This window comes from Salmonella sp. GDC200615 (genome assembly GCF_050574145.1).
GTDB classification, from domain to species: Bacteria; Pseudomonadota; Gammaproteobacteria; order Enterobacterales; family Enterobacteriaceae; genus Salmonella; species Salmonella enterica.
In genome coordinates, this window is record NZ_CP192247.1 from 598329 (window position 1) to 624212 (window position 25884).

General features: G+C 49.8%; 22 protein-coding genes, 1 tRNA gene and 6 pseudogenes. 11 read left to right on the top strand and 18 right to left on the bottom strand.

Translation table 11 applies throughout. The features are described from left to right. Positions 1–13 precede the first annotated feature (13 nt). From dcuB to ACQ29O_RS02750, 4 genes and pseudogenes are all read right to left on the bottom strand, one after another. Positions 14–1354, bottom strand: coding sequence for an anaerobic C4-dicarboxylate transporter DcuB (dcuB, locus tag ACQ29O_RS02735; protein ID WP_000899149.1), 1341 nt, complete (start codon positions 1352–1354; stop codon positions 14–16). A 146-nt stretch (positions 1355–1500) separates the two neighbouring features. Beyond that, positions 1501–1767: a hypothetical protein gene (locus ACQ29O_RS02740; protein WP_001576548.1), complete on the bottom strand. Its 267-nt coding sequence runs from the start codon at positions 1765–1767 to the stop codon at positions 1501–1503. Between the two features lie 316 nt (positions 1768–2083). After that, complete coding sequence (dcuR, locus tag ACQ29O_RS02745; RefSeq protein ID WP_000611307.1) at positions 2084–2803, bottom strand: two-component system response regulator DcuR; 720 nt, start codon at positions 2801–2803, stop codon at positions 2084–2086. Then, a pseudogene (locus ACQ29O_RS02750) lies at positions 2800–4430 on the bottom strand (sensor histidine kinase). The gene dcuR and the pseudogene ACQ29O_RS02750 overlap by 4 nt, the downstream one beginning before the upstream one ends. A gap of 374 nt (positions 4431–4804) precedes the next feature. Between ACQ29O_RS02750 and ACQ29O_RS02755 the strand changes: the two are divergent. The 4 genes and pseudogenes from ACQ29O_RS02755 (at position 4805) to ACQ29O_RS02770 (ending at position 9147) form a co-directional block, all read left to right on the top strand. After that, positions 4805–7073, top strand: a pseudogene (locus tag ACQ29O_RS02755) (DMSO/selenate family reductase complex A subunit). Between the two features lie 13 nt (positions 7074–7086). Next, positions 7087–7713 carry a DMSO/selenate family reductase complex B subunit gene (locus ACQ29O_RS02760; RefSeq protein ID WP_253336238.1) on the top strand — a complete coding sequence of 209 codons (627 nt, stop codon included), beginning with the start codon at positions 7087–7089 and terminating at the stop codon, positions 7711–7713. Then, the gene (locus ACQ29O_RS02765) at positions 7706–8479 is read left to right on the top strand and encodes a dimethyl sulfoxide reductase anchor subunit family protein (protein ID WP_000544910.1); all 774 of its coding nucleotides are present in this window, start codon (positions 7706–7708) and stop codon (positions 8477–8479) included. Before ACQ29O_RS02760 ends, ACQ29O_RS02765 begins: the two co-directional genes overlap by 8 nt. 74 nt (positions 8480–8553) lie before the next feature. Next, complete coding sequence (locus ACQ29O_RS02770; RefSeq protein ID WP_001524257.1) at positions 8554–9147, top strand: TorD/DmsD family molecular chaperone; 594 nt, start codon at positions 8554–8556, stop codon at positions 9145–9147. A gap of 83 nt (positions 9148–9230) precedes the next feature. On the opposite strand, the gene ACQ29O_RS02775 is transcribed toward ACQ29O_RS02770, so the two are convergent. Then, entirely contained in the window at positions 9231–10631 is a 1401-nt protein-coding gene (locus ACQ29O_RS02775) for a DUF7594 domain-containing protein (RefSeq protein ID WP_000773795.1), read from the bottom strand. 303 nt (positions 10632–10934) lie between these two features. Here ACQ29O_RS02775 and ACQ29O_RS02780 point away from each other — a divergent pair, with 303 nt between their 5' ends. Next, positions 10935–11837 carry an SdiA-regulated domain-containing protein gene (locus tag ACQ29O_RS02780; protein ID WP_020937303.1) on the top strand — a complete coding sequence of 301 codons (903 nt, stop codon included), beginning with the start codon at positions 10935–10937 and terminating at the stop codon, positions 11835–11837. Between the two features lie 289 nt (positions 11838–12126). On the opposite strand, the pseudogene ACQ29O_RS02785 reads toward ACQ29O_RS02780, so the two are convergent. Together ACQ29O_RS02785 and ACQ29O_RS02790 are read right to left on the bottom strand one after the other, a co-directional pair. Beyond that, a pseudogene (locus ACQ29O_RS02785) lies at positions 12127–12258 on the bottom strand (hypothetical protein); the annotation flags it as partial. Between the two features lie 117 nt (positions 12259–12375). Continuing rightward, a pseudogene (locus ACQ29O_RS02790) lies at positions 12376–12681 on the bottom strand (Ig-like domain-containing protein); the annotation flags it as partial. Positions 12682–12742: 61 nt separating this feature from the next. Between ACQ29O_RS02790 and ACQ29O_RS02795 the strand changes: the two are divergent. Further along, on the top strand, positions 12743–12925 hold the full coding sequence (locus ACQ29O_RS02795) for an ATP-binding cassette domain-containing protein (RefSeq protein ID WP_001676222.1): 183 nt from the start codon (positions 12743–12745) through the stop codon (positions 12923–12925). Here ACQ29O_RS02795 and rtsB read toward each other — a convergent pair. The 3 genes from rtsB to ACQ29O_RS02810 all read right to left on the bottom strand — a co-directional run bounded on the left by rtsB (position 12918) and on the right by ACQ29O_RS02810 (position 14564). Then, positions 12918–13205 carry a transcriptional regulator RtsB gene (rtsB, locus tag ACQ29O_RS02800; RefSeq protein WP_001541332.1) on the bottom strand — a complete coding sequence of 96 codons (288 nt, stop codon included), beginning with the start codon at positions 13203–13205 and terminating at the stop codon, positions 12918–12920. The two genes, ACQ29O_RS02795 and rtsB, sit on opposite strands and share 8 nt — an antisense overlap. Beyond that, positions 13202–14077, bottom strand: coding sequence for an AraC family transcriptional regulator (locus ACQ29O_RS02805; RefSeq protein ID WP_000921680.1), 876 nt, complete (start codon positions 14075–14077; stop codon positions 13202–13204). Before ACQ29O_RS02805 ends, rtsB begins: the two co-directional genes overlap by 4 nt. 265 nt (positions 14078–14342) lie before the next feature. Further along, positions 14343–14564, bottom strand: coding sequence for a hypothetical protein (locus ACQ29O_RS02810; RefSeq protein ID WP_001576552.1), 222 nt, complete (start codon positions 14562–14564; stop codon positions 14343–14345). A 316-nt stretch (positions 14565–14880) separates the two neighbouring features. Between ACQ29O_RS02810 and ACQ29O_RS02815 the strand changes: the two genes are divergently transcribed. Together ACQ29O_RS02815 and ACQ29O_RS02820 are read left to right on the top strand one after the other, a co-directional pair. Beyond that, on the top strand, positions 14881–15174 hold the full coding sequence (locus ACQ29O_RS02815) for a DUF1778 domain-containing protein (RefSeq protein ID WP_001110452.1): 294 nt from the start codon (positions 14881–14883) through the stop codon (positions 15172–15174). Beyond that, positions 15171–15662, top strand: a complete 492-nt coding sequence (locus ACQ29O_RS02820; protein ID WP_000626100.1) for a GNAT family N-acetyltransferase — start codon at positions 15171–15173, stop codon at positions 15660–15662. The genes ACQ29O_RS02815 and ACQ29O_RS02820 overlap by 4 nt, the downstream gene beginning before the upstream one ends. Before the next feature lie 247 nt (positions 15663–15909). Here ACQ29O_RS02820 and ACQ29O_RS02825 read toward each other — a convergent pair whose 3' ends face one another. Further along, a complete protein-coding gene (locus tag ACQ29O_RS02825) occupies positions 15910–16662 on the bottom strand; it encodes a non-specific acid phosphatase (protein WP_000842432.1) in 753 nt (250 codons plus the stop codon). A 556-nt stretch (positions 16663–17218) separates the two neighbouring features. Between ACQ29O_RS02825 and ACQ29O_RS02830 the strand changes: the two are divergent. Further along, positions 17219–17293: pseudogene (locus ACQ29O_RS02830) on the top strand (helix-turn-helix domain-containing protein); the annotation flags it as partial. A gap of 79 nt (positions 17294–17372) precedes the next feature. Here ACQ29O_RS02830 and ACQ29O_RS02835 read toward each other — a convergent pair. From ACQ29O_RS02835 to aspA, 6 genes are all read right to left on the bottom strand, one after another. Next, positions 17373–17448, bottom strand: a tRNA-Phe gene (locus ACQ29O_RS02835). A 115-nt stretch (positions 17449–17563) separates the two neighbouring features. Then, a complete protein-coding gene (locus ACQ29O_RS02840; RefSeq protein ID WP_253336237.1) occupies positions 17564–18139 on the bottom strand; it encodes a transcriptional regulator in 576 nt (191 codons plus the stop codon). Positions 18140–18175: 36 nt separating this feature from the next. Next, entirely contained in the window at positions 18176–19879 is a 1704-nt protein-coding gene (locus ACQ29O_RS02845; protein ID WP_000068885.1) for a protein-disulfide reductase DsbD, read from the bottom strand. Beyond that, a complete protein-coding gene (cutA, locus tag ACQ29O_RS02850) occupies positions 19855–20202 on the bottom strand; it encodes a divalent cation tolerance protein CutA (RefSeq protein WP_000887832.1) in 348 nt (115 codons plus the stop codon). Before cutA ends, ACQ29O_RS02845 begins: the two co-directional genes overlap by 25 nt. A gap of 120 nt (positions 20203–20322) precedes the next feature. Then, positions 20323–21624: an anaerobic C4-dicarboxylate transporter DcuA gene (gene dcuA, locus ACQ29O_RS02855; RefSeq protein WP_000637595.1), complete on the bottom strand. Its 1302-nt coding sequence runs from the start codon at positions 21622–21624 to the stop codon at positions 20323–20325. A 114-nt stretch (positions 21625–21738) separates the two neighbouring features. Then, a complete protein-coding gene (gene aspA / locus ACQ29O_RS02860; RefSeq protein ID WP_000069440.1) occupies positions 21739–23175 on the bottom strand; it encodes an aspartate ammonia-lyase in 1437 nt (478 codons plus the stop codon). 340 nt (positions 23176–23515) lie between these two features. Here aspA and ACQ29O_RS02865 point away from each other — a divergent pair, with 340 nt between their 5' ends. Further along, a complete protein-coding gene (locus tag ACQ29O_RS02865; RefSeq protein ID WP_001267291.1) occupies positions 23516–23992 on the top strand; it encodes an FxsA family protein in 477 nt (158 codons plus the stop codon). A 58-nt stretch (positions 23993–24050) separates the two neighbouring features. Here ACQ29O_RS02865 and yjeH read toward each other — a convergent pair. After that, a pseudogene (gene yjeH / locus ACQ29O_RS02870) lies at positions 24051–25291 on the bottom strand (L-methionine/branched-chain amino acid transporter). A gap of 275 nt (positions 25292–25566) precedes the next feature. Here yjeH and ACQ29O_RS02875 point away from each other — a divergent pair. Then, entirely contained in the window at positions 25567–25860 is a 294-nt protein-coding gene (locus ACQ29O_RS02875; protein WP_000027827.1) for a co-chaperone GroES, read from the top strand. Positions 25861–25884: the final 24 nt, after the last annotated feature.

Sequence of the window (25884 nt, forward strand, 5' to 3'; positions counted from 1 at the left end):
GCGCGCGCGGCCATTACAGGAATCCGTACATTGCGGCAAAGATCCAGCCAAAGACGCAGGAGACGCTCACGCCAATCAAACCCGGCAGAATGAAGCTGTGGTTAATGACGAAGCGGCCAATACGGGTTGTGCCGGAACGGTCAAACTGAATCGCCGCCAGATCGCTTGGGTAGGTCGGCAGGATATAGTAGCCATAACATGCCGGCGCAGAGGCCACGATATACGCCGGATCGACACCGATAGCCAGCGCGACGGGAACAATCGCCGCCAGCGCCGCCGCCTGGGAGTTAACAAACTTGGAGACCAGAAGCAGAACGATGGCATAGGCCCACGGATACTCTTTGACCATTTCGCCCAGCACGCCCTGAATTTCCGACATATGCGCGCCGAACATGGTTTCCGCCATCCAGGCGATCCCGTATACCGCGACAATCGCAATCATACCGGAACGAAAAACTTCGTTTTTTGAGATAGACGCAGGATTGGTTTTGGTCAGGATGATAATGAGCGCCCCGGTCAGCAGCATGAACATCTGAATGACCAGCACCATCGACAACGGTTTGCCGCCGAAGGTTGGACGTAAGTCGGAGTCCGCGCCCAGGAGAGCGACCACGGCAATCGCCGCCAGGAAGATCCACATCGCCAGCCAGTTGCTTTTCGGCAGTTTTTTATCCAGCAGCGTCGCGGTATCGCCGTACACGTACTGACGGTTTTCCGGTACGGAAATAAATTTCTGAAACGCTTCGTCTTTATCCAGATCTTTACCGCGGAACCAACTAAAAATACCGATTGCCAGGATACCGAGCAGGGTAGACGGGATGGTGATCGACAGCAGATCGAGGAACTCCAGATGTTTTCCGTCAAATGTCACGTTGCCCAGCATCGCTACCAGAGAAACCACGGCGACGGAAACCGGACTGGCGATGATGCCCATTTGCGCGCCGATAGAACTGGCCGCCATTGGACGTTCCGGACGGATATTATTCTTGATCGCCACGTCATAGATAATCGGCAAAATGGTGTAGACCACGTGGCCTGTCCCACACAGAATCGTCAGGGTACAGGTGACGAACGGCGCCACAATAGAGACGTATTTGGGGTTGCGGCGCAGCAGCTTTTCGGCAATCTGCAACATCACATCCAGTCCGCCTGACGCCTGCAACGTTGCCGACGCGGCGACTACCGCGATAATGACCAGCATTACGTCAACGGGCGGTTTACCTGGCTGGAGATGGAAAACAAACACCAGAATGACCAGACCGATACCGCCCAACAACCCGAGCGCGATCCCGCCCTTTCGGGCACCATAAAACAGACATATTAATATTATGAGAAGCTGTATACTAAATAACATTTTTATTTATCCTCGCGATAAACCCAGTCAATTTTGATAAATGGATCACAGCCATCTTCTGATTTGTGTGAATGAGCATCAGGAAATGGCGAATATTCAATGCGCCAGTGGCGACGATTAACGATTAAGCTTTTTACAGAGTTGCTTTAAGTAATTATTTTCTTGCGATAGTGATGTTCAGAGGGGCGTACCCTCTGGCGATGGGCAGGTGGAGTCAGCGAGAGCAGTAAATTATGATTTGTCTGTTTTAAAAACAGGCGTTTATTATTTAATTTTTGTGTCTCGCCATCAGGTAAATCACGAGATAAATCGAACAGAATGTGACTTATGTGATCATTGTCACGCCATTTTTTTAAATTATTAGTATGGCGTGTGGAGACGCGTATCTGCTCACCAATATACGTATTGTCCATAGGCGTAGCACAAGCTCCATTGCTACAAACATAGTTTTATTTAAGTGTCAGGAAAATTCCGGACAAATCCCTTTTTTAATAAAAATACACACTCTCGGCATGGGATAATACTTAATTAACTTTTGTTAGCGTTTTGAAATTAAAAACAGCGCAGAGCGCTGTAATAATAGAAAATAACGTTAACAGGCCTGGGGTGAGTATATTTGATCTGACACAATTTCCCAGGTTTGTTATTAATGTGATAGCATTTTTATTGGCATTGTTATAATAAATGTTACCAGGATATAACGCTTCGCGTCGGCTTTATGCGGTATCCTTACTGACAATATTGTTTCAGTAAAGAGTAATGTTCCGGCTGAACGCGGTAGCGGTAAACCGGCCTGCCGGTCACGCCGTAATGAATACTGGTAAACAAGATATGGCAATTCACCAGCCAGATGAGATATTTACGGCAGGAGACGCGCGAGATATTCACTTCGTTGGCCAACTCGTCGGTAGAAAATTCCTGCTCCTGATGCGCATCAATCCACTGACATAAGGTGCGTAGCGTTTGCTGCGTCAGCCCTTTTGGTAGCCGACGAGGCTCCTGCTCGCTGGATGAATTACCGTGAATGAGCAGGTCAAGCTCAGACTGTTCGTAATACTGGCGTTTTTCCATCGCCGTTTTCTTACGTAGCCAGCCGGTCAACGCTTCTTCAAAGCGCGTGGCCTGAAAAGGCTTGATCAGATAATCCACCACGCCGTAGTGAAGCGAATCTTTAATGGTGGCGGCGTCAGCGGCAGAAGAAATGACAATAACGTCGCTTTTGCAGCCTGCGCTGTGCAGGACAGGCAGCAGATCCAATCCGTTTTCCTGCTGCATATAGATATCCAGCAGGATTAGGTCAATGTGATTTTCACTGTTGAAGATAAACTCTTTCGCTTTTTCCAGCGTCGAAGCGGTTCCACAACAATGAAAACCGGAGATTTGCGCGACATAGCGGCGATTTAACTCCGCGACCATCGCATCGTCATCGACAATTAATACATTGATCATAGGCTGGTCCTTTTTCCATCCCAGGGTAACTGTACAAAAAATTGTGTGAAGATCCCAGGCTCGGACTCCACGGAAATTACGCCGCCAAGTGCTTCAACCTGCTGTTTAACCAGCGCTAAACCGACGCCGCGTTCGGCGCCTTTCGACGAGACGCCTTTTTCAAAAATCGCCTCGATGCGCTCAGGTTCGATACCCGGACCGTCATCGCTCACTTCGCAATGCAGCCAGCCATGACGGTAGTGTAACGAGACGCTGATTTCGCCGCCGGATTCCTGGCTCAACGCTTCCAGAGCGTTTTCAATCAAATTACCCAGCGCCGTAATCAGCACCGTAACCTGATCTTCATTGTTATTATCCGGTAACTGGCTGTCGCTGCTTATCACCAGGCTGTGCCCGAAATCAGAGGCACGAGTAATCTTACTGAGCAAAAAGCCAGCGATAATCGGCGACTTTATTTTACCCAGCAGCAAACCGATCTCTTCCTGATAGTTATTGGCCGTCTTGATAATATACGCTTCAAGCTGCTTATAACTCTTCAGGTGCAATAATCCCAGAATCACATGTAATTTGTTCATGAATTCGTGGGATCGTTCACGGAGCGCATCCGAGTAGTTCACCATCCCGTCCAACCGCTGCATCAGTTGGCGAACTTCTGTTTTATCCCTGAAGGTGGATATCGCGCCGATAATTTCGCCGTTGCTGCGCACCGGAACGGTATTCACCAGCAGCAGGCGGCCTTTGACGATGATCTCTTCATCGCGGCGCGGCGTACCGTCACGCAACACTTCGCTAATGTCCACTACCTGCGACCAGGCATGGCTCAGGGTGGATAATCTGGCGTCATCCTGCGTTTTTCGATAATCGAGCAGCGCCTGCGCCGCATGGTTAATCAACGTGACTTCGCCGCTATCATCCACGGCGATAACGCCCTCTTTGATTGACTGCAGCATCGCCTGGCGTTGTTCAAACAGGGTTGAGATCTCATAGGGTTCGAGGCCAAACAGGATACGTTTCAGCACCTTGACCAGCGCATAGGTGCCTAATAACCCCACCAGAGCGCCGAACAGAATGGACCAGATAATACTGCCGCGGCTATTGTTGATCTGCTGCGTAACGTGACTGAGTTCCGGCCAATCGCTACCACGCCGATCTGCCGGTGGCGTTCATCATAAACCGGTGTGAAAACGCGCAGCGCTTTGGCAAGAAAGCCGCGATTAATGGCAACGTTTTCCTTTCCCTGCAGCGCGAGCAGAATATCATCGCCTTTGAACGGTTGGCCGATTCGCTGCGTTTCTGGGTGCGAATAACGGATGCCCTGCATATTGGTCACCACAATAAACAAAAAGCCATTATGCTGGCTCACCGCTTCGGCGAGCGGCTGAATGCCGCTTTCCGCAGGCGGTTTTTTCAGCCCCTCGCGAATTGCCGGAGAGTCCGCCAGCGAGCGAGCCACCGCCAGCGCTTTATCTGCCAGCGCGTCGCGCGTCATGCTGCTGATTTGCGAAAAATAGATCAGATGGACCACAACGAGCACCGAAAACAAAACGGCGCTGACCATCAGAATGACGGTAGTGCCGAGTTTCATGGGGCGTTTGCGTAACGCCCGGCATGGCAGGGAGTGTTTCATAGTGGACCTGAGCGGACGAATCGTAAGGTTATTATCCCTGATGAGGCGTCTAATTCAAAGGCATAGGCGATGTTGCTCCAGTGTTGAAAAGCCCGTCTTGCCTTGCAGGGGGCGCTACCTGCTCATGTCGACTGGCAAACGTCATGTCGTTAATTAATATCGCCGGATACCGTGATGGGTAATTTATTTTCATCAGAATTACATAAAATAATTTTTCATTAATTTTTATAATAACGTATGCGGTATCACATTTTATTTTTACTGACGTTCAGAATGCGTTTGATCACAATCAATCAGCGCTAATATTTAATCTATTATGATTAGTTTTCATTACATATTATTAATAATTATGGAAGCAATGTGAGAAATAAAAAATGGAAATAAAAAAATGGCTGAACACAACCATAACCCGACGTGATGCTATTGTCGCTACTGCAAAAGTAGGGGCGGCGGTGACGCTAAGCTAGGCGATTACGCTGCCTTTTGCTACCACTGCCCAGGCGCAGGATACCCCGATACCGAAGGATGCCAACGGCGAAACCGTCAGGCACAGCGCCTGTCTGGTCAACTGTGGCAGCCGATGCCCGCTTAAGGTTATCGTGAAAAATGATCGCATTGTGCGTATTGAACCGGAAGACGCGAAAGATGACGCGGTATTCGGCGAGCATCAGATTCGTCCCTGCCTGCGCGGGCGTTCCAGTCGCTGGCGCGTCTATAGCCCGGATCGCATTAAGTATCCGATGAAAAGAGTGGGAAAACGCGGCGAAGGAAAATTTAAACGTATTTCATGGGATGAGGCCACAGCCTTTATTGCGGCAGAATTAACGCGCGTTAGCGAAAAATATGGCCGGGAAGCTATTTATTATAATTATCAATCCGGCGCGTATTATCACACGCAGGGCAGACCCGCCTGGATAAGATTACTAAATCTCACCGGCGGTTATTTAAATTATCACAACACCTATTCCACGGCGCAAATCGCCACCGCCACGCCTTATACCCACGGTGATTATGTCGGTAGCTATTTTACGCAGATCGCGCATTCCGATCTGGTGGTGCTATTTGGCCTGAATCTCTCAGAAACGCGGATGTCCGGCGGCGGTCAGGTTGAAGAGCTGCGCCGGGCGCTGGAGACCTCGAAAGCCCGGGTCATTATTATCGATCCGCGCTATACCGATTCGGTGATTACCGAACACGCCGAATGGCTACCGATTCGCCCAACCACGGACGCTGCGTTAGTCGCCGGCATAGCGCATACGCTGATTACCGAACAGCTTCTCGACGAGGCGCTGGTAAACCGCTATTGCGTCGGCTATGACCGTAGCACCTTGCCGGACACGGCTGCGCCTAACGCCAGCTATAAAGATTATGTTCTTGGCACGGGCGACGACGGTATCGCGAAAACCCCGGAATGGGCGGCGGATATCACCGGTATTCCGGCAACGCGTATTCGCCAACTGGCGCGCGAAATCGCCTCGGCGCGCGCCTGCTATATTTGCCAAGGCTGGGGGCCGCAGCGTCATGCCAACGGCGAACAAACCGTGCGTGCTATTCAGACGCTGCCAGCGTTAACCGGCCACTTCGGGCGGCCCGGCACCAACAATGGCAACTGGCCTTACGGTACGCCGTATGGCGTGCCATTGTTGCCTGTCGGTAAGAATCCGATCACAACCTCTATTCCTTGCTATCTGTGGACGGACGCCATTCAGCATCCGGAGAAAATGACCGCGACGACAATGGGTGTGAAAGGCGCGGACAGGCTAAAAACCGGAATTAAGCTGTTTTTCAACCAGGCCGGTAATACCTTGCTGAATCAGCACGGCGAAACGAACCGCACCCGACAAATTCTCGCGGATGAATCGCTGTGTGAAACCATTATCGTGATTGAAAACCATATGACGCCCAGCGCGATGTATGCGGATCTGCTGTTGCCGGAGACCAGCTATCTTGAGGCGGAAGACCTGGTGGACAGCTCCTATGCGGCGGGATCGCATAACTATATGATTGCGATTCAGAAAACCGTTAAACCGATGTGGGAAGTGCGCAGCACGTATGACATCTGCGCGGATATCGCCGGGCATCTTGGACTGCGCGAGCAATATACCGAGGGCCGAACTCAGGCGCAGTGGGCGGAGATGCACTATCAGCAGATCCGTGAAAAACGTCCATACCTGCCGGAGTGGAGCGTGGCGAAAGAGATGGGTGTGATTGACCAGCGTATCGCTACCGAGCAGCAGAGCCTTGCGTTTGCCGATTTCCGCGCCGACGGCGAAGTATCCGTTGCAGTTAAGCGGCTTCCATACCAAAGGGCATACCCACTCGACCTACAGCAATGTGCTGATGCTGCATGAGGCGGTGCCGGATGAAGTCTGGATTAACCCGATTGACGCCAGCGCCCGCCAACTGAAGTCCGGCGATCGGGTGCATGTATTCAATGACCGCGGCGTGGTGGAGCTTCCCTGTAAAGTGACCCAGCGCATTTTACCCGGCGTGGCGGCGATGCCGCAGGGCGCGTGGACGCGGCTTGACGGCAACGGCGTTGATGTCGGCGGCTGTATCAATACGCTGACCAGCCACCACCCTTCGCCGCTGGCGAAAGGCAATCCGCAGCATACCAATCTGGTTGAAATTAAACGCGCTTAAGGAGTGATGTACGATGAAACAGTATGGCTTTTATGTTGACTCCTCGCGCTGTTCAGGCTGTAAAACCTGCCAGGTAAGCTGCAAGGATAATAAAGATCTGGATGTCGGTCCGAAACTGCGCCGCGTCTATGAATATGGCGGCGGAAGCTGGGTGAAAGAGGGGGAAAGCTGGCATCACGACACCTTTACCTACTACCTCTCTATTGCTTGTAACCATTGCGATGAGCCGGTATGTGTCTCCGGCTGTCCGACCGGGGCGATGCATAAACGCAAAGAAGATGGTCTGGTCGTGGTGGATGACAGCGTATGCGTCGGCTGTCGTTATTGTGAAATGCGCTGCCCCTACGGCGCGCCGCAGTTTGATACGCAGGCGAACGTGATGCGTAAGTGCGACGGTTGTCTCTCCCGACTGGAGAACAATCTGCGCCCTATTTGTGTGGATTCTTGCCCGCAGCGAGCGCTGGATTTCGGCCCTGTCGATGAATTACGGGCAAAATATGGCACGGAGAATCAAATCGCGCCGCTGCCTTCGGCGTCGTTCACCCATCCTAACCTCATTATTAAACCGCATCCGAAAGCGAGACCCACGGGCGATACGGAAGGCGCAATCATGAACATTCGGGAGGTGCGCCATGCATGAGTTACCGCTGGTCTTTTTTACGGTCTTTACCCAGAGCGCGGTCGGCGCGTTTATTCTGCTGCTGATTGGCGGCGCAATGGGGCTGGCCGCGCCGCGGCGTAAGGCTATCGGTCTGTTCTCGGTGATGTGCCTGTTTGGGATTGGCGTCGTTGTCGGCACCTTCCACGTCGGGCAACCGCTGCGTGCGCTGAATATGCTGCTGCGCGTCGGACATTCGCCGATGAGTAACGAGATTGCTTTGTCGGCGGCTTTTGCGGCGCTCGGCGGTCTGGGGGCGCTCGGTTTATTCCTGAACCGTGCGACGCCGCTGTGTAACGCGTTGGTCTGGTTGGCGGCGATAGTCGGAGTAGTCTTCTTATACGCCGTTCCGCAGATTTACCAACTGCCGACGGTGGCGACCTGGCGTTCATCTTACACCACGGCAATGATGATATTGACGCCGTTGATTGACGGCGGCGCGTTGGCGGCATTGTTTGGCGTGCGCCGTCTGGGGCTACTGGTCAGCGTGTTGGCGATTTTGGTGAGCTTTTGTCTGCGCCCGGGCTATATGGCGACGCTGATGAGCGCCGATAGCGCTCTGACCGCTGCGCAGCATAGCTGGTTTACCGCCCAGGCGATATTGCTGGCGGCGGGCGTGGTCGGGGTGGTGGTCTGCGCGCGCCTGAAATCGAGCGCTGCGGTGCTGGCCATGACGGCTGTGGTGGTTATCGCGGCGGAGTTGGCGGGTAGGATTGCGTTTTACAATCTGTGGACGCTGCCAATGTAGTTTTTGCCCGGCTTGTGCCATGTAAGCCTGATCAGCGTAGCGTCATCAGGCGAAATATTTCAGGAGCTATTGCTATGCCTTCCCGTGCTGTTTTGCCGCGTATCCTCGGCGCACTGTTTTACTACTCCCCTGAGAGGCCGGAGGTGAAAGCGTTGTTCGATTGTTTGCCAACGTTGCCTGAGCTTTACCCCTGGCGCGATCGCGGACCTATTGAATCACTGTGTGCGTCATGGTCGCTACCGGATGATGATGCGCTTACATGGCAATTTTCCGTGTTGTTTGAAGGCCAGGGAAAGATGCCCGTCCCGCCCTGGGGATCGGTCTATCTGGAAAAAGATAATTTGCTGATGGGGGAAACCACCGCCGATTATCGAGCTTTTTTACAGTCGCAGGGAATGGTATTCACTGACCGTGAACGCGAGCCGGAAGATCAGTTTGGCCTGATGCTATTAGCCTGTAGCGATCTGCTGGCACGAGGCGACAACGTGGCGGCCAACCGGTTACTGGAGGCGCATCTGCTGCCCTGGGGATTCCGCTATCTGGAATTGCTGCAACGCAATACCGTTAGCGCCTTCTATGCCCGGCTTGCCGTCGTAGCGACCTGTTATCTGCAGGATGTTCAGCAGCAACAGGGACTACAGCCTGAGAATAAACGGTTGTTTTTCTGAGGTATTGGTCAGGTTTTGATGACGTGCCGTAATACTTGTGCCGCCATTGTGCCCGCTGTTGCGTCAGCGGGCACAGTTTACTATTACAGCTCCGGCGTCTTTTTGAAACCGGTCAGCATCAGCACCAGGCTCTGTTTTGAGTCCGCTGGCGTGAAGTCGTAGTGATTTCCCTGACGGTCGCCGCCGATATACCAGGATATTTCCGTTTTCCCTTCCGCCAGCGCTTTGCGCACCGCTTTATCGACATCAACCATGCGATACTCATGTGAATGGTCCAGATATAACACGGCATCGGAACGGTAGTTGATCGCCGGTTTATTGTTCCAGGACACGGTACTGACGTGCCAGTCACTGCTGGTCGGGTAAAAGAAAATTTGATCGGCGCCGTTCGTTTCCGTTTTGCCGCCAAAAAGGCGAATACGGTATTTGAATAGCGAAGTGTCCATATTGGCAGGCAGGGGCGGGATCTTAAATTTCACCAGCGTGAGCGTTTCCGGGTGCTGCGTGCGTCCGCCATTTGTCCAGTCATCCTGTACGTACAAGGTATCGACGCTGGCATGAGGCTTGTCGTCTTCGCTGCTTACCCAGGTATTTTCTTCCGCTTTACTGTAGGCGTAAGGAACCGTAGTGCCGCAATCCAGTCCCTGATTCATACACAGATCCGTCATAAACTGCGCGCCATCTTCCGTCCAGCCATTCATAAAATCGGCATGGGCGGTATAAAGACTTCCCCAGCGCTCTTCCCGGGTTTCGCCATGCATTACCGGGTCCATCGACAATTCCACTTTGGACGTATCCAGCGAGGAGATCTGCGGGAGTACCCAGGCGATGTTCATATTCACCGTTGGGATTTTGACCGGATAGTCTGCGGAACATTTCCCGTGGTCGGCATAGATAGCGTTATTGTGGCTATGGGTTGGTTTCAGGTTGACGCCATCCCAACAGTTGGGGAAAGCGATCCCGATATTAAACTGGACGGCATCGCCCGCTTTACGCAGGCCGCATATTTCGCCTACCTTGTTGGTGTAACCTTTGCCGTTGGCACATAAAAAGGTGATTGCGGTACTGGGGCCAGTACCGTGATGATCGCCTGCCAGTAACTCCAGCCCGGCCGGGAATGGATGGAGCGGATATTGCGCTACATTTGTGGATTGATAATAGGTCTTTTGGTAGGTCGGATTTACGATTTCACCATCGGGTAATTTCATGGACGGTGCCCAGTAAGCGGAGCTGTCGGCTTTATTATCACAGGTGGTATCGGGTTGCGCGCGCAACGTCTGGTAGGTAGAGACCGCGTCGGTGTGGGTGTTGCCAAAAAAGTCATGCCACATCGCCTGATTCGCTTTACCAAACATCATAATTGCGTCATCGCCCAGCGTGTGGTGATAGCCGCACACGACATGCGCCTGAGGACCGGCATGGGCCGGGAATGCGCCAGCGGCAACGAGCGTAGCCAGGCTGACGGTAATAAGGTTGAGTTTCATTTTTTTGCTGCCCGGTTGAATAGAAGTGGAAGCAGCAATAGCAGATCAGATTGCGGTGTTACATCTCATTAATTATCACTTTTTGTCATTCGTCCTGCATACAGAGAAGAATTTGCAGACTTACTATTTAAATAATTAGCCGAAACTACCCTCCTCTTGATTATGTCAATTTACAAAAAGGGGACGTTAGTGATTAAAATCGGGCTTTTTGTGATAACCCTCACTATTTCATTTTGCCTATGCTAATGGCGCTCGCCATAACCGAATAACGATTCTATCGGACATCGGCTTTATTTTTAAGAAATGCGTTACGACATCAGTCGTGACGCGATCTGCTATGGATTTTTTATGAGATTACTAAAACGCGTTATTGTGGTTGTACTCTTGGGCGTGATTTTATTTATGGTCAGGGACGATATACGCTATGTTTATCAACTGATCCTCAAATATGGTGATAAACCCTCGGCGCTAGCACTGAGTAGCTATAAAGCGGTTATTCAGCAAAAACCAGTCGCAGGAGTTAAGAGTAACCTTTCAGGTTTGACCTACTCCGCCGAAGACAGGATGCTTTTCGCCGTTATTAATAATCCCCCTGAACTGGTCTGGTTAACGACAGAAGGGCAGCTGGTAGGACGGATGCCGCTGCAGGGCATCCACGACCCGGAGTCTATTGCATGGAGTGGGGGCAACCAGTTCCAGATAGGCAGTGAGAAAGATGGCGCGGTCTATAAAACACAGGTGGATATTCAGCGCGGCACCATGCAGATAATCTCCATGGTGAAGCTTGAGGGCTATGACAAAGCAAAAAATAAAGGGCTGGAAGGTACGGCATGGGATGCGAAAAATGAGAGATTATATGCCGCAAAAGAAAGAAAACCCATTATGATCAAAGAAGTAGAGATGAAAAATGGTATCACCAGAGCGTTGCCTTCTGCCATCACTGCGAGTGTGAGCGATGTCTCCGGACTTGAATACCATGCCCTAACGGATTCGCTGCTGGTGTTGTCGGACGAGTCAAAAATGATTCTTGAGGTCAGTTCCGAGTGGCGGGTGCGCGATCGATTGTTCCTGACGGCGGAGTGGTCAGGGCTCAGAGACGATATCCCCCAGCCAGAAGGGATTGCCATGGATAATGAAAATAATTTGTATATTGTGAGTGAACCAAATCTGTTTTATAAATTTTCGTGTGATATACAGAATGACTAAAATCTATTTTTACTGTCACAGTATGCTAAAACAGAACAAGGTTATTAATACCATGATTTGACGATTGTTTGATTCGTTGATTCATTGTTGGGGATATTTATGTTTTACTTACCTCAGTAACGGATTACTTTGTGGTGTAGCGCAACGGTAATTGTCCTCCTCATGCGGCAGCGTAGTCTGCCGCTTTTTTTTATAAATTAACTCTCTCTGTAATAATTAACAGACAATGAATATTATTCTGTTTTTTCAGCAGGCCTCCGAAGAGACCTCGCATGGTGATGTTTAGTTATCAGGCATAATATTCTTCATCAACACTTACCGAATGCCATGTCGCCTCGCTAAGCGAAATCATTTCATCTACGCCGGAACTCTTGTTAACCGGGTTTTTCGTCGGCGATGTGCCTGTAAATGTTCCACTGGCGGCGGCGCTATTACCAGCGGGATCGGTGGCCGTTATGGTGTACTGATTTGCCCCCGACAGAATAGCGGGTTGCGGAACAGAAACATGTCAGTTACTGATATCGTTATCGATACTGGCGGTGTAGTCCGTATCGTTGACCGTGACCTTCACCTGAATATCCTGATGCGCCTCCACGACTCCCTTAAGGGTGACGGTGTTATCCAGACTGTTAACAGTCGATCCCAACGTTGGTTCGGCGGACGGTTGTGTATCAATAGTCAGCTTAATTGTTGCGTGAGCTTCTGAGGAGCCGATGAAGGTCGGTGTATTGATGTTAGTGATATTATCGCCTCTGGCGCCAATATCACTATTATCCTTCATGGAACGTACTGGCGGTGTAGAGTCTATCGTCAGCCAGCCGATAGACAGCGAAGAATTATCCATAGCGTTTGCGGAACGAACACTGATTGATCAGCTTTCATTCACTGCTGTTCCCGGAGATTTTATGGGTATTATCGGTACATCAGGTTCAGGTAAATCTTCTTTAATCAAAGCACTATCAAATTCCAGTCATTGCTATACGGGAACAGTTAAATTAAACAACGTAGATATCACACCGATCTCTGAAGATGATATCCAGAGTTGCCTTGCCTACCACTCTACCAACATTTTAGGAAAAATTACGTAATATCGACTGATATATAAAACTCATTCAGCATCAAATGGATTAATTCAACATCAGTAGTAATATCCATTTTTTTATAGGCTGATCTCTTTTGTGTTGAAATCGTTTTTATATTTCGATCTAATAAATTTGAGCAACTTTTAACAGATAATCCTGCTGCCACGTAATAAATAACTTTTTTTTCGCTCAATGTTAGGTCGAATTTTTTAGCGAGCAACAGAATCCCGTCTTTTATATTAATATGTTTTGCTTTGTTCTTATACTGCATTGTCAGATATCTCAATTAACATATTGATGACGAGAGGAAGATAAAAACGCTAAAAATTCCGATGGTGTAGTTTTGAAATGTTTTTTAAAAACGCATGTAAAATAAGAAGCACTATCATAACCACACATATAAGCCACTCGAGTAATATTATATTCACTATTGCGTAGAAGTTTTGTCGCTTTATTCATTCGCGCATTAAGGTAAACTTCGCTGAATGAGGTGTTCTCTTGTTTCAATTTCCTTTTTAATGTGGAACAACTCATATAGAGTGAGTCAGAAATATCCTTGAGCGCCCATTTTCGACTTATGTCGCTTATAATAATATTATAGATATTTTCGGCTAATGTATTTTGCGATAGTTCTCTAAAGAGGGCAAATGCTTCAGGTTCATAGATGAACTCTGAAAGTAGAAATCTTATTAAATATTCCTTTTTATCTTGGGATAATTTCTGGCTTTTATTTGAAGAGTGTAAAAGGTTGAATACTCTTGCTACGCCTGTTTCTATTGGCGCTAACAGATGTTTTGTCGTCGGTTTTGTTAATGGGGACGAAAAGTCTGCATGTTCATACAGAAAAAAATTATAAGCATTTTTTATTGACGCAGAATCTAATTCAATTAAATTATAATTTAACTGTTCATGAGTCTCTTCCATAGTGATATGAATAGTTTGATCTTTAGCTAAAAATATTAACATTGGCCCTGATGCCGTAATATACTCCCCGGACGATGTCGTAATTGAAATTTTACCCGTGGTGAGCTTGATGAGTACGGACTGCAGTAAATTTAATCCCTGAAGTGATAAGGATTTCCTCTGCCAGTTTTGCGCTGATTGTAAACATTCAATGCTCCCCACCTGGACAGGTGAGGGATTAAATACTTTTAGCATGATAATTTCCTTTTATTAAATGTGCGTGTAAATCAAAAATTATTCTGAAAAATATTTCAAAATAAAACTAATATATAGCTATATAATTATTTGCGAACTTAAGGTATCAGGTGGCGATCTTTTCATTTTCTATGGAAAATGCTATTTTATATTGCATTTCTACATATTATAGTATCGTTAAAAAACTATGTCGCGTATAAAAAAAAGATGGAAATTTACAAGAATTGGCTCATGTTATTATCAATTTATCTCTTTAAAATTTGAATTAAGTAATAATTGCCTTTAATCTTTTAGAGAATAGCTCTTTAATTTCATGGAGGTAGTTAGCATGAGGTATAAGATCTGATGTTAATTTGTGATAAGGTTTATCCTGGATGTAAATATTAACGCTCTCGGCCAGGAAAGGCATACAACGCGGTAAATATATACTGCGGCGGGTAGACGGTGTAGCGATATCCGGAAGTTTGAGGGGAGGGGAAGCATTCAATAGTATGGTTGGCTTTATGAAAAACGGTGTAACACGTTATTGAGGTTCTTACTGTGCGTATCCGTTAGGTTTATGCTTTCTGATTATATAATGTTGCGTGTTTTGGCACGGCAGTATTGAATCTTTTGCTGCGTCGGCCCCGAGGAGGAATCACTCACAGCGAATGCCAGCGCACAGCCTGGTACTGAATCTCTAAATGAGTAGAAAACCTTTCGGTTCGATACTCCGGTTCTATTCCTTCTAAATTTATCGTAATGACATCTGCGTTACGCGTGTTGTATACTTAATATCCACAGAAGTACAAGAGGACAACACTATGCCAGCCGCAAACAGTATGGCGATGAAACGCGAAACCCTGAACCTGCGTATCAAACCCGCCGAGCGCGATCTTATTGATCGAGCGGCGAAAGCCAGAGGGAAAAACCGCACTGACTTTGTGCTGGAAGCTGCCCGTGCTGCCGCCGAGGAAGCGCTGATCGAACAACGCATCATTATGGCCGATCCAGAGGCTTATCAGGAGTTTCTCGTTCGTTTGGATCAAACACCTTCACCTAATGCCGCACTGCGTAAAACCATGCAGACCCCTGCGCCGTGGGAGCAGGAAAAATGATCTCCACCCCTGAGCCGCTTCATGCCGGACATATTCTTACTCCGTTTTGCTGCGGTGTGGATTCTATAGATAACTGGCTGAAACAGCGGGCGATGAAAAATCAGACCACTGGCGCGTCCCGTACCTTTGTGTGTTGTGGCAGCGATTCGAACGTACTGGCCTATTACTCGCTGGCGTCCAGCGCGGTCACGACGAATACCTCCCCCGGTCGCTTTCGTCGCAATATGCCTGACCCGATTCCGGTTGTGGTATTGGGGCGTCTGGCGGTGGATAAATCGCTTCATGGGCAGGGCGTCGCTCGGGCGCTGGTACGCGACGCAGGGCTGCGGGTTATTCAGGTGGCGGAGACTATCGGCATTCGTGGGATGCTGGTTCACGCCCTGTCGGATGAAGCGCGGGAATTTTATCAGCGGGTGGGGTTTGTACCGTCGCCGATGGATCCGATGATGTTGATGGTGACGTTGGGGGATTTGGTGGAGAGTGTTTAAACTCCAGAACGCATCCCTTAGCTTCTGATGGCCGGAATTCGCTGTGGATAGTCAGTGAGCCAGACCGGTTTTACCGCTTCAGCCGGACAACGACGTCATGACGGTCTGGACGGACTGCAAACGGGGGAAGGGGGCGTTGAATTCATGCGAATCGGGGAAACCAAAGGCATTCTCCACGCCCGGCCGCTCCTACGCAGTTGCACTTCCTTTCATTTGCTGTGGCCAGTTTGCGGGAAGACTTTCACCTTCAGTAATTAAGTTCGGGGTGATCTTCTTTACTCAATAAATTATTTTTGTCGTTCAGCTCCTCACGGACTTTTGCCAGTGACTTCTGAAATGCCGGGATTGTTTGCAGTCTTGCAAACTCTACTGCTCCCACATAACGACCAGCATCAACATCGCTTTGCCAGTGAGCACCGCATATCACTCTGCTTTGCCCGAACTCCCATCCTCGTCTGGCGAGCTCCTGCGCGCGTTCCGGTCTGGCCTCGGATAATACTAATGCCAGAAGTGTACCATAAGCAGTATGCCCGGAAGGGTAAGAGCCATCTTTTCGCAAAGTATTCTCATCTTCAGGACGGCAGGTGGAATGATTAAATAAGACAAAGGGACGAGTGCGCATATAATATTTTTTTGCCGAAGCAGTAGCGTAGTAGCCGCCCATTGTCAGAAGATTCTGTAACATATTCCAGGTTTCTGGCGTATCTTTGGGATTAATTTTAGCACCCACTACTGGCGAGAATATTCTGGCTATATTTTCCACGCTTACATCTGCATCCTCAGCAGCTTGTTTCCATCGCGGGGAACCCTTTATCGCATAGCCCTTAAAATAAGCCTCCTTATCATAGCGGAAAGCCGGATCATCATTACCTGGCGGTGGTGGTAAGTAGAACTGACTGTTCACTGATTCTTCAGGAGAATGAAAGGGTTGCACTGTTTCTGCTGATGTATATTTAGCTACGATCAGTGGTAGAAAAAATACTAAATAACGACTTTTCATAAAGACTCACTCCGGATCAGGCAATAATAAACAGATGTAATCCTATAATGATTTATTGCAATGGTTATTCAACATACAGGTAAAAAAGCAGGACGCTGCACTGGTATTATTGTCTGTCCATACCGGACTGACTGTAGCGGACAACAGAACAATACCGGTACTTCCGGCTAACAGCATTTTGTTTAAATTTTCTCCCCGGTTGTTTTTTATCTGCGTGCCTGACTGACATGCATTAGGTTAAAATCTTTCCGTAATAACAAACTATGAATAAGTATTTTAAAGTATGTGCTCTGTTACCCCGGTAACTACCATCAGTCATGATGTGCTGAGTATTAATTTATGATTATGAACAAGAGTCGGAAACAGTATTTAAGAATAAAGAAGCCGACAAAGAAAAAATGCCAAAACTGGCGAAGGGATTATTGTTTTCAGTGATGAAAAAGTTCATGGCGGAGATATTGGACTCACTTGTCGGGGTTAGCGAACCGTCAGATGAAGTGATAGGCGTTATTACTGGTAATAATCTCCCTGTAGCTAAGTAAGCTTTTGACCCTAGCCCAAAGGTGAGCGGTTGATCGACGAAGCGCTGGGCGTTGCGCCAGAGAAAATCTGGCCTTCTCGTTATAGCTAGTCAGACCAGAGATGGGGGCTACGGATTTCCATTCCCAGAAAAGCAAAAACCCAGCCATAGGCTGGGTTTTCTGAATAAGTGGTGCCCGGACTCGGAATCGAACCAAGGACACGGGGATTTTCAATCCCCTGCTCTACCGACTGAGCTATCCGGGCAACGGGGCGCATTAAACCGTAAAGGGGCGCGGTCGTCAACGGCTTTACACGAAAAAAGTGATAAAAGCGCGCTGACTGCCTGCTTTTCAGGCAAAATGCATAAAATCAGTACCCGTCAGGTGAGCGCGCCACCCTGACGGCACTGTGCAAAACGCAGAATATCTTCCGCCAACCGCTGAGCGGTATCTACATCAGCCTGACTGCGGTTGACCAGCATTCGGCTGAGACAACCTTCCAGCACCAGCTCCATCTGCCTTGCGACCATCGCCGGATCGTCAATTTCCAGCGTGGTCAGTAGCTCATGGGTAAAATCATGTGCCGCGCGTTTTTGTTGATTGGCCAGTTGGTGAATAGGATGGGTTGGGTCGGGATAAAACGTACAGGCGGCAATGAACAAGCAACCAGGATAACGGTTATTACTGACACATTCCGAAAGCGCGCTGTAGCGTGCCAGTAGCTTTTGTTCAGCAGAAAGCGTCTCATCAAGAAGAAGCTGGCGTCGCCAGATATCTACCTGCTGACTCAGATAACGTAGCGCGTCATATAAAATGGCTTCTTTATCTGGCCAGAAACGCTGTAATGTGTCGAGTGGGCGATTTACGCGCTCCGCCACCATTTCCAGCGTAGTATCGGCTATCCCTTGCGTCTCCAGTAATTTCAGGGCTTCTCCCAGAATATCTTCATGTTGCACGGTATTCTCCTCCGTCTTTGCTTTTGCAAGTGTCGCTCACGGTTGGCGATCGTGCAAATGCGCGCTAAAGGTGGCGGCGTCCATAAAGCCGGTGACTCGCGATTGCGGCTGTTCCTGGCCTTGGGCATTAAAGAACAGAATGGTGGGCAGCCCGAGGACTTGCAGATGCTTTAACAGCGCGACATCCTGCGCATTGTTAGCGGTGACGTTAGCCTGCAAGAGCACCGTGTCGCCGAGCGCCTGCTGGACCCGCGGATCGCTGAAGGTATACTTTTCAAACTCTTTACAGGCCACGCACCAGTCGGCGTAGAAATCCAGCATAACGGGTTTGCCTTTGGCCTGCGCCAGCGCCTGATTGAGTTCGTCCACGGTAGAAATAGCCGTGAAATTGAGGTGCGCTGGAGCTTGCGCGGATGGCGATCCGAACGCCCAATCCTGTAGAGGCCGCACGCTAATGAGCGCTGCCGCCAGCAGGATAATCTGTACGATACGCATCCACGCTCGTCTGGCCTGAAGGCTGGTGATAAAGGCCCAACCAAAGAAAGCGACGCCCAGCAGCGACCACAGACGTAAACCCCAAGCCTCGCCAATAATCCGCTCCAGTAAAAAGACCGGTAACGCGAGGATCACGAAACCAAAAGCGGTTTTAACATGCGCCATCCACGGGCCGCTTTTCGGTAACAGGCGGTTGCCAAACACGGTGACCAGCATTAGCGGCAGACCCATACCTAATGCATACAAATACAGCGTGCCGCCGCCCAGCCACATGTTGCCGCTCTGAGCGATATAAAGCAGAATCGCGCTTAACGGCGCTGTAGTGCAGGGCGAGCAAATTAATCCGGCAATCGCCCCCATAACAAAAACACCGCCGGGCGAGCCGCCTTGCTGACGATTACTCATTAATGTCAGCCGGGTTTGCAGTGAGGAGGGGAGCTGTAGTGTGAACAGGCCAAACATCGACAACGCAAGCAGGGTGAACACGATGGCAAGGCCGATTAACACATAAGGGTGCTGCAGCGCCGCCTGAAACTGTAATCCCGCTGCGGCGACGACCAGACCCAGTGCGGTATAGGTCAGCGCCATCCCTTGTACATAGATAAAGGCCAGCAGCAGTGCGCGCCCCGTCGACAAACGTTGCCTTCCCCCCAGGACAATACCGGAAATCAGCGGATACATGGGTAAAACGCAGGGCGTAAAGGCGATGCCTATGCCGATCAGCAGTGCCCAGAGCGCGGAAAAAGGTAGCTGGGCGGCGGGTTTTGACGTCTCACTCGTCTGGGTGACAGCAGGCGTCGGCGTGGCGTCTATTGCCGCGGCGACTTCACTTAGCGGCACCGTTTTCGTTTCCGGCGGATAACAGAATCCCGCATCGGCGCACCCCTGGTACGTTATCGTTAATGTCGCGCCAGCCGCCGCCTGGTTAACCGTTACCGGAACGTTTAGCCGCTTACGGTAGATTTCGCTTTTCCCGTAGAACTCATCTTCATGCCAGACGCCTGCCGGGAGTTGGACTGCTGCGATATCCGCTTTCGTCGGCGTGATACTGATTTGTTTACGGTAAAGGTAGTAACCCTCTTTTACCTGCCAAGAGAGGGTAAGATCGTGTTGATTTTGCTGAAAATCAAAAACAAACGCCCGGTCGGCAGGGACGAACTGCGAGCGACCCGGCGCGTCGAATAATCCGGCGAAGGCGGATGTGCTGCACAGCAGCAGGATCAGCGTAAAGATGCGTTGAGCCATGAGAGGTAATCAGTATCTCCGTGAGTAACAGGTAAAACCAGAAGTTCAGGCGTTTGATACGGGTGATGAGACTTCAGGCAGTCGATAAGCGCTTGCTGATGTGAAACGGTGGTTTTTAAGATCATTTGAACTTCATACTCCTGCTCCAGTTTGCCTTCCCAGTAGTACAGCGATGTCGCGCCGGGGAGGAGGGTGGCGCAGGCGGCCAGTTTTTCCGCCAGCACTTTGGCGGCCAGATCCTGGGCGGTAGCTTCATCCGGGGCGGTACAAAGCACCACAACGGCCTCGGGGATGGAAATATCCTGACTCTTAACATCAAGCATAAACACCTCGAAAGAACAAAAAGACCCGCAAGTGAACGGTCACTATACAACGGACGAGGGCAGGATGTTAGTCAAAGGGCGGGAGAATGCGGGGCGTGATACGCCCCGCGGGTGAAACACTTACAGCATAAAGCTGCCCAGCAGGAAGCCGAAGCAGACAGCCAGAACGACGCCCAGGGTGCCTGGGATGAAGAACGGGTGGTTAAAGACGAATTTACCGATACGGGTTGTACCGGTGTCATCCATCTGTACCGCCGCAACCAGAGTCGGGTAGGTCGGCAAAATGAACAGGCCGGAAACGGCGGCGAAGGAAGCGACTGCCGTCAGCGGAGAGACGTTCAGCGCCAGCGCCATCGGCATCAGCGCTTTCGCCGTTGCCGCCTGAGAGTAGAGCAGCGCGGAAGCAAAGAAGAAGATGACGGCCAGCAGCCACGGATGCCCCTGGATGACGCTACCCGCAGTGTCTTTGATCCAGTCGATGTTAGCGGATACGAAAGTATCGCCCAGCCACGCCACGCCCAGAATACAGATACAGGCGCTCATCCCTGCTTTAAAGGTACTGGAGTTGAGGATGGCGTCAGTTTCCACTTTACACAGGATGGTGGTCAGCGTTGCGACGCTCAACATGATGATCAAAATAGCGTTGGTGGTGTTCATCAGCGGTTTCTCAACCAGGCCGAGGCTCGGACTGTTAACAATCGCATAAACAACCACGCAAATAACGCCCAGCAGGAACAGCCAGACGGAATTTTTTGCCATCGGTTTGATTTCAATCTGCTTTTCACCACGCAGTTCAATCAGCCCTTCTTCCAGACGCTTGCGGTAAATCGGGTCGTCCGACAGTTTGGAGTTGAACAGCATCGTGACCAGGAAGGACATCACCAGCACCGCCAGCAGCGTAGAGGGGATAACCACGGACAGCAGGTGAATGTAGCTAATGCCATGACCTTCCATAACAGAAGACATATACACCACGGCCGCAGAAATCGGCGAGGCGGTAATCGCAATCTGCGCGGATACCACGGCGGTCGAGAGCGGACGGCAAGGTTTGATTCCCTGCTCCTTCGCGACTTCAGCAATAACCGGCAGCGTTGCCAGGGAAATGTTCCCGGTACCAGCAAAAATAGTCAGGAAATAGGTCACAATCGGTGCGAGGATAGTGATGTATTTCGGGTTCTTACGCAGCAGTTTTTCCGTCTGGTTTACCAAATAATCCAGACCGCCCGCGACCTGCATAGCAGAGATCGCGGCGATAACCGCCATGATGATGGAAATGACATCGAATGGAATTGTCCCTGGCTTCACGCCGATGGCGGCAAGTACCAGAACACCCAGCCCACCTGCGAATCCAATACCGATGCCCCCAAGTCTGGCGCCCAAAAAGATTGCCAGCAAAACAATGATAAGTTCGACAACTATCATATTAGCCTTCCTTGTTGTTTAACAAGTTGATATTAAATTGTTGTTATTTGGTAACTTCTTGTAAGAAAAAAGGCACGTCATCGTGACGTGCCTCTTTGGTACTACCCTGTACGATTACTGTTCGCTTTCATCAGTATAACGTTTAGCTTTATAAGCCGGGTGCATCAAGTTCTGTACGGAGAAAATATCGTCCAGCTCGGCTTCCGTTAACAGGCCGCGCTCCAGCACAACTTCACGTACGCTCTTACCGGTTTCAGCACAGATTTTACCGACGATGTCGCCGTTGTGGTGGCCGATGAACGGGTTGAGGTAAGTGACGATACCGATGGAGTTATAAACGTACCCTTCGCACACTTCTTTATTCGCGGTAATGCCGTTAACGCATTTTTCCAGCAGGTTGTAGCACGCGTTGCTCAGAATGTGGATGGATTCGAACATCGCCTGACCGATAACCGGCTCCATAACGTTCAACTGCAACTGACCGGCTTCCGCCGCCATCGTAACGGTGGTGTCGTTACCGATGACTTTAAAGCATACCTGGTTTACGACTTCCGGTACAACCGGGTTCACTTTGGCTGGCATGATGGAAGAGCCCGCCTGCAGTTCCGGCAGGTTGATCTCGTTCAGGCCGGCACGAGGACCAGAAGAGAGCAAGCGCAGGTCGTTACAGATTTTGGACATCTTCACTGCCAGACGTTTCAGCGCGCTGTGAACCATAACATACGCGCCACAGTCAGATGTCGCCTCAATCAGATCTTCAGCCGGAACACAGGCGAAACCAGTGACTTCAGCCAGTTTTTTCACCGCCAGCGGAGAGTATTCTTTCGGCGTGTTCAGACCAGTACCGATTGCCGTTGCGCCAAGGTTGACTTCCAGCAGCAGCTCAGCAGTACGCTCGATGCTTTTCACTTCTTCTTTCAGCAGGATGCTGAACGCACGGAATTCTTGACCAAGCGTCATCGGTACGGCGTCCTGCAACTGGGTACGACCCATTTTCAGGATGTCCTGGAATTCAACCGCTTTACGTTCGAAACCTTCACGCAACTGGTTGATGGCATCGATCAGTTTGACGATAGAAGCGTAAACCGCTACACGGAAGCCTGTCGGATAGGCGTCGTTAGTGGATTGACATTTATTCACGTGGTCGTTCGGGTTCAGGTACTGATATTCACCTTTCTGATGACCCATCAGTTCCAGCCCGATGTTGGCCAGCACTTCGTTGGTATTCATGTTGACGGAAGTGCCCGCGCCGCCCTGGTAGACATCTACCGGGAACTGGTCCATGCACTTACCGTTGTTAAGGACTTCATCACATGCGGCAATGATGGCATTCGCCACACTCTTAGGAATGGTTTGCAGCTCTTTGTTGGCCAGCGCCGCCGCTTTTTTTACCATAACCATGCCACGCACAAATTCAGGGATGTCGCTGATTTTGTTATTGCTAATGTAGAAGTTTTCAATCGCTCTCAGAGTGTGAACACCATAGTAGGCTTCAGCTGGAACTTCCCTGGTACCCAACAGATCTTCTTCGATACGAATGTTGTTTGACATGTGAACCTTCTTTTTCAAGCTGCCAATGATTTTTACTTTAAAACACACAGGATATATGTGATTTCGAATGTTTTCTGACCGACGATTATCCCCTCCATCGGCCTGATAAACGAGATCATATGCTGGTTCAGAATTCCTACCGTAATCTGGATCACTTAAAGTGTGGGAATTTACCCCTTATTTATTATTTTGTGAAATAGGTCACCGCTTTAGTATTACTACCTAAAATAGGTGTACAAACCACTTGAAATTTTGCTACGCACCACCATATCGAATCGATGCGAATCGCAACCCCATTCAAATGGTCGTCGCAGACGGCCATGACTTACAGGAGAGTCCTTTGCGCTGGATACCCTTTTTAGCTGTCTTTCTCTATGTTTACATTGAGATTTCTATCTTTATCCAGGTCGCCCATGTGCTTGGCGTCCTGATGACGTTAATCCTGGTGATTTTTACGTCTGTTATCGGTATGTCGCTGGTACGTAACCAGGGTTTTAAAAACTTTTTGCTGATGCAACAAAAAATGGCGGCCGGTGAGAGCCCGGCGGCAGAAATGATTAAGAGTGTATCGCTGATCATCGCTGGCTTACTGCTCCTGTTGCCGGGATTTTTCACCGATTTTCTCGGCCTTCTCCTTTTGTTACCGCCAGTGCAAAAACATTTGACGCTGAAGTTGCTGCCGCATTTACGTTTTTCCCGGATGCCGGGCGGCGGGTTTAGCGCGGGTACTGGCGGTGGCGAAACATTTGACGGCGAGTATCAGCGTAAAGATGACGATCGCGATCGTATTGAACATAAAGACGATCGTCGGGATTAAAGGTAGAGATGCTGGCCGGATAAGTCGCGTGAGGCGTTATCCGGCCAACAGATACGTCTTACGCCATGCGTTTTCGCTTCGGTAAAAACAGCCATAATGCTGCCAGCATGATAATGGCATATAAGCTTTTCCACCCCAGCATTACCAGCAATAACAGGCACAGTAGACAACCCGTCACCGCCAGTGCATAGCAGCGCCCTTTCAATAGTCGACAGCCCGCCAGCATACAAAGCAGATAGAGCATAATAAAAATACCGTTAGCATAGACGATCAGCGCATTGAGGTTAATCTTCAGGGCGTAGACGACCAGGGAACTCACGCAACAACAGGCCAGAATAACGTTTAACGCGTGCAAGGGAAGGCGCCCGGGAGAGAGTTGAGCCAGATAGTGATCGGGCTGATATTGCATTTGCGTCCATATCAGACGCGCAAAACTCTGAGCATACACATTCAGGCTGGCAAAGCAGGTGAGATAACCAATAATGCAGGCTATCCACAACCCTGGATACCGAAGAGATGAACAATAATAAGCGGTAGCGATGCTGTTGCCGCTATCTTGTCGCTATAGACGCCAAAATGCAGCACCACGGCGGTACAGGTCCAATAAATGGAGCCGGCCAGCATCAGGCCAATGATCAATGCGCGCGGAAAATCACGTTCAGGATTTTTAAATTCAGACGACAAATGCGTAAACGCCTCAATTCCCACAAATCCCCAGAACATGATCGCCAGGGCGGTACACAGCCGGGAAAAGGTGATTTCGTTTGCGGCTGGGAAGGTGATATCCGCAGGTTTAATCGCGCCTTTCCACAGAATGGCGGCAATAAGCGCGATAATTAATCCAGCGATAATGGCTTGCAGGTTGGCGCTGGAGCTGGCGCCGCGCGATCCCATAAACCATAGCAAACCTAGAGTACCCAGCTCCCCAAATAAGAGCTGTTCGCTTTGCCAGCCAAACAGCGCCTGGCCGAAACCCACCGCAATATGCAAGGCTGCGGGAAAACTAACAGGAATGACTGATAAAAACAGCCAACTGATCACCCGTTGCAGACGCGGGCCAAATGCCATCCCGACAAAATGCGCTACGCCGCCAGCGTGTGGAAAATGGCGCCCCAGCACAGCAAAGACAATCGCAATAGGGAAAATCAAAATAATGAGCAGCGGCCATGCCCAAAGGCTGATGTCGCCTGCCGCCAGCGCAGCCAGCTCCGGAAGCGCAAAAACGCCAGTCCCTAATAATGATGTGGTTAACAAGATAACGCCCTGAACCAACCCAAGCTCTTTTTTTAGTTCATTCATCAGCTCATTATCCGGCGGCATTGTAACGTCAGGTGACGACAGGCATTTTTAAGCGTATCACACACGCCTTTTCTTATAGCAGGATGTTCTAAACCTTGGGTAAACGTGAGATAAGTAGCGTTTTTACCGCTTTTTTCGCTCAGAAGAATTTTTTTTCATCTCCCCCCTTGAAGGGGCAAAACCCCATCCCCATCTCTCTGGTCACCAGCCGGGAAACCGTTTACGGGCTGGCGTCACCCATAACTGATAATGACTTTCTCAAAGGAGAGCTATCAATGAGTATTCGTCCGTTACATGATCGTGTGATCGTCAAACGTAAAGAAGTTGAGTCCAAATCTGCTGGCGGCATCGTACTGACCGGTTCCGCAGCGGGTAAATCAACTCGTGGCGAAATCATCGCTGTCGGTAAGGGTCGTATCCTGGACAACGGTACTGTACAGCCGCTGGACGTGAAAGTTGGCGACATCGTTATTTTTAACGATGGCTACGGTGTGAAATCTGAAAAGATCGACAATGAAGAAGTGTTGATCATGTCTGAAAGCGACATTCTGGCAATTGTTGAAGCGTAATCTGCGAACGACACTGAACATACG

Excerpts from the sequence above, each read along its gene's own strand:
- dcuB (WP_000899149.1), bottom strand. The coding sequence starts at position 1,354 with ATGTTATTTAGTATACAGCTTCTCATAATATTAATATGTCTGTTTTAT.
- ACQ29O_RS02740 (WP_001576548.1), bottom strand. The coding sequence starts at position 1,767 with ATGGACAATACGTATATTGGTGAGCAGATACGCGTCTCCACACGCCAT.
- dcuR (WP_000611307.1), bottom strand. The coding sequence starts at position 2,803 with ATGATCAATGTATTAATTGTCGATGACGATGCGATGGTCGCGGAGTTA.
- ACQ29O_RS02760 (WP_253336238.1), top strand. The coding sequence starts at position 7,087 with ATGAAACAGTATGGCTTTTATGTTGACTCCTCGCGCTGTTCAGGCTGT.
- ACQ29O_RS02765 (WP_000544910.1), top strand. The coding sequence starts at position 7,706 with ATGCATGAGTTACCGCTGGTCTTTTTTACGGTCTTTACCCAGAGCGCG.
- ACQ29O_RS02770 (WP_001524257.1), top strand. The coding sequence starts at position 8,554 with ATGCCTTCCCGTGCTGTTTTGCCGCGTATCCTCGGCGCACTGTTTTAC.
- ACQ29O_RS02775 (WP_000773795.1), bottom strand. The coding sequence starts at position 10,631 with ATGAAACTCAACCTTATTACCGTCAGCCTGGCTACGCTCGTTGCCGCT.
- ACQ29O_RS02780 (WP_020937303.1), top strand. The coding sequence starts at position 10,935 with ATGCGTTACGACATCAGTCGTGACGCGATCTGCTATGGATTTTTTATG.
- ACQ29O_RS02795 (WP_001676222.1), top strand. The coding sequence starts at position 12,743 with ATGGGTATTATCGGTACATCAGGTTCAGGTAAATCTTCTTTAATCAAA.
- ACQ29O_RS02805 (WP_000921680.1), bottom strand. The coding sequence starts at position 14,077 with ATGCTAAAAGTATTTAATCCCTCACCTGTCCAGGTGGGGAGCATTGAA.
- ACQ29O_RS02815 (WP_001110452.1), top strand. The coding sequence starts at position 14,881 with ATGCCAGCCGCAAACAGTATGGCGATGAAACGCGAAACCCTGAACCTG.
- ACQ29O_RS02820 (WP_000626100.1), top strand. The coding sequence starts at position 15,171 with ATGATCTCCACCCCTGAGCCGCTTCATGCCGGACATATTCTTACTCCG.
- ACQ29O_RS02825 (WP_000842432.1), bottom strand. The coding sequence starts at position 16,662 with ATGAAAAGTCGTTATTTAGTATTTTTTCTACCACTGATCGTAGCTAAA.
- ACQ29O_RS02845 (WP_000068885.1), bottom strand. The coding sequence starts at position 19,879 with ATGGCTCAACGCATCTTTACGCTGATCCTGCTGCTGTGCAGCACATCC.
- cutA (WP_000887832.1), bottom strand. The coding sequence starts at position 20,202 with ATGCTTGATGTTAAGAGTCAGGATATTTCCATCCCCGAGGCCGTTGTG.
- dcuA (WP_000637595.1), bottom strand. The coding sequence starts at position 21,624 with ATGATAGTTGTCGAACTTATCATTGTTTTGCTGGCAATCTTTTTGGGC.
- aspA (WP_000069440.1), bottom strand. The coding sequence starts at position 23,175 with ATGTCAAACAACATTCGTATCGAAGAAGATCTGTTGGGTACCAGGGAA.
- ACQ29O_RS02875 (WP_000027827.1), top strand. The coding sequence starts at position 25,567 with ATGAGTATTCGTCCGTTACATGATCGTGTGATCGTCAAACGTAAAGAA.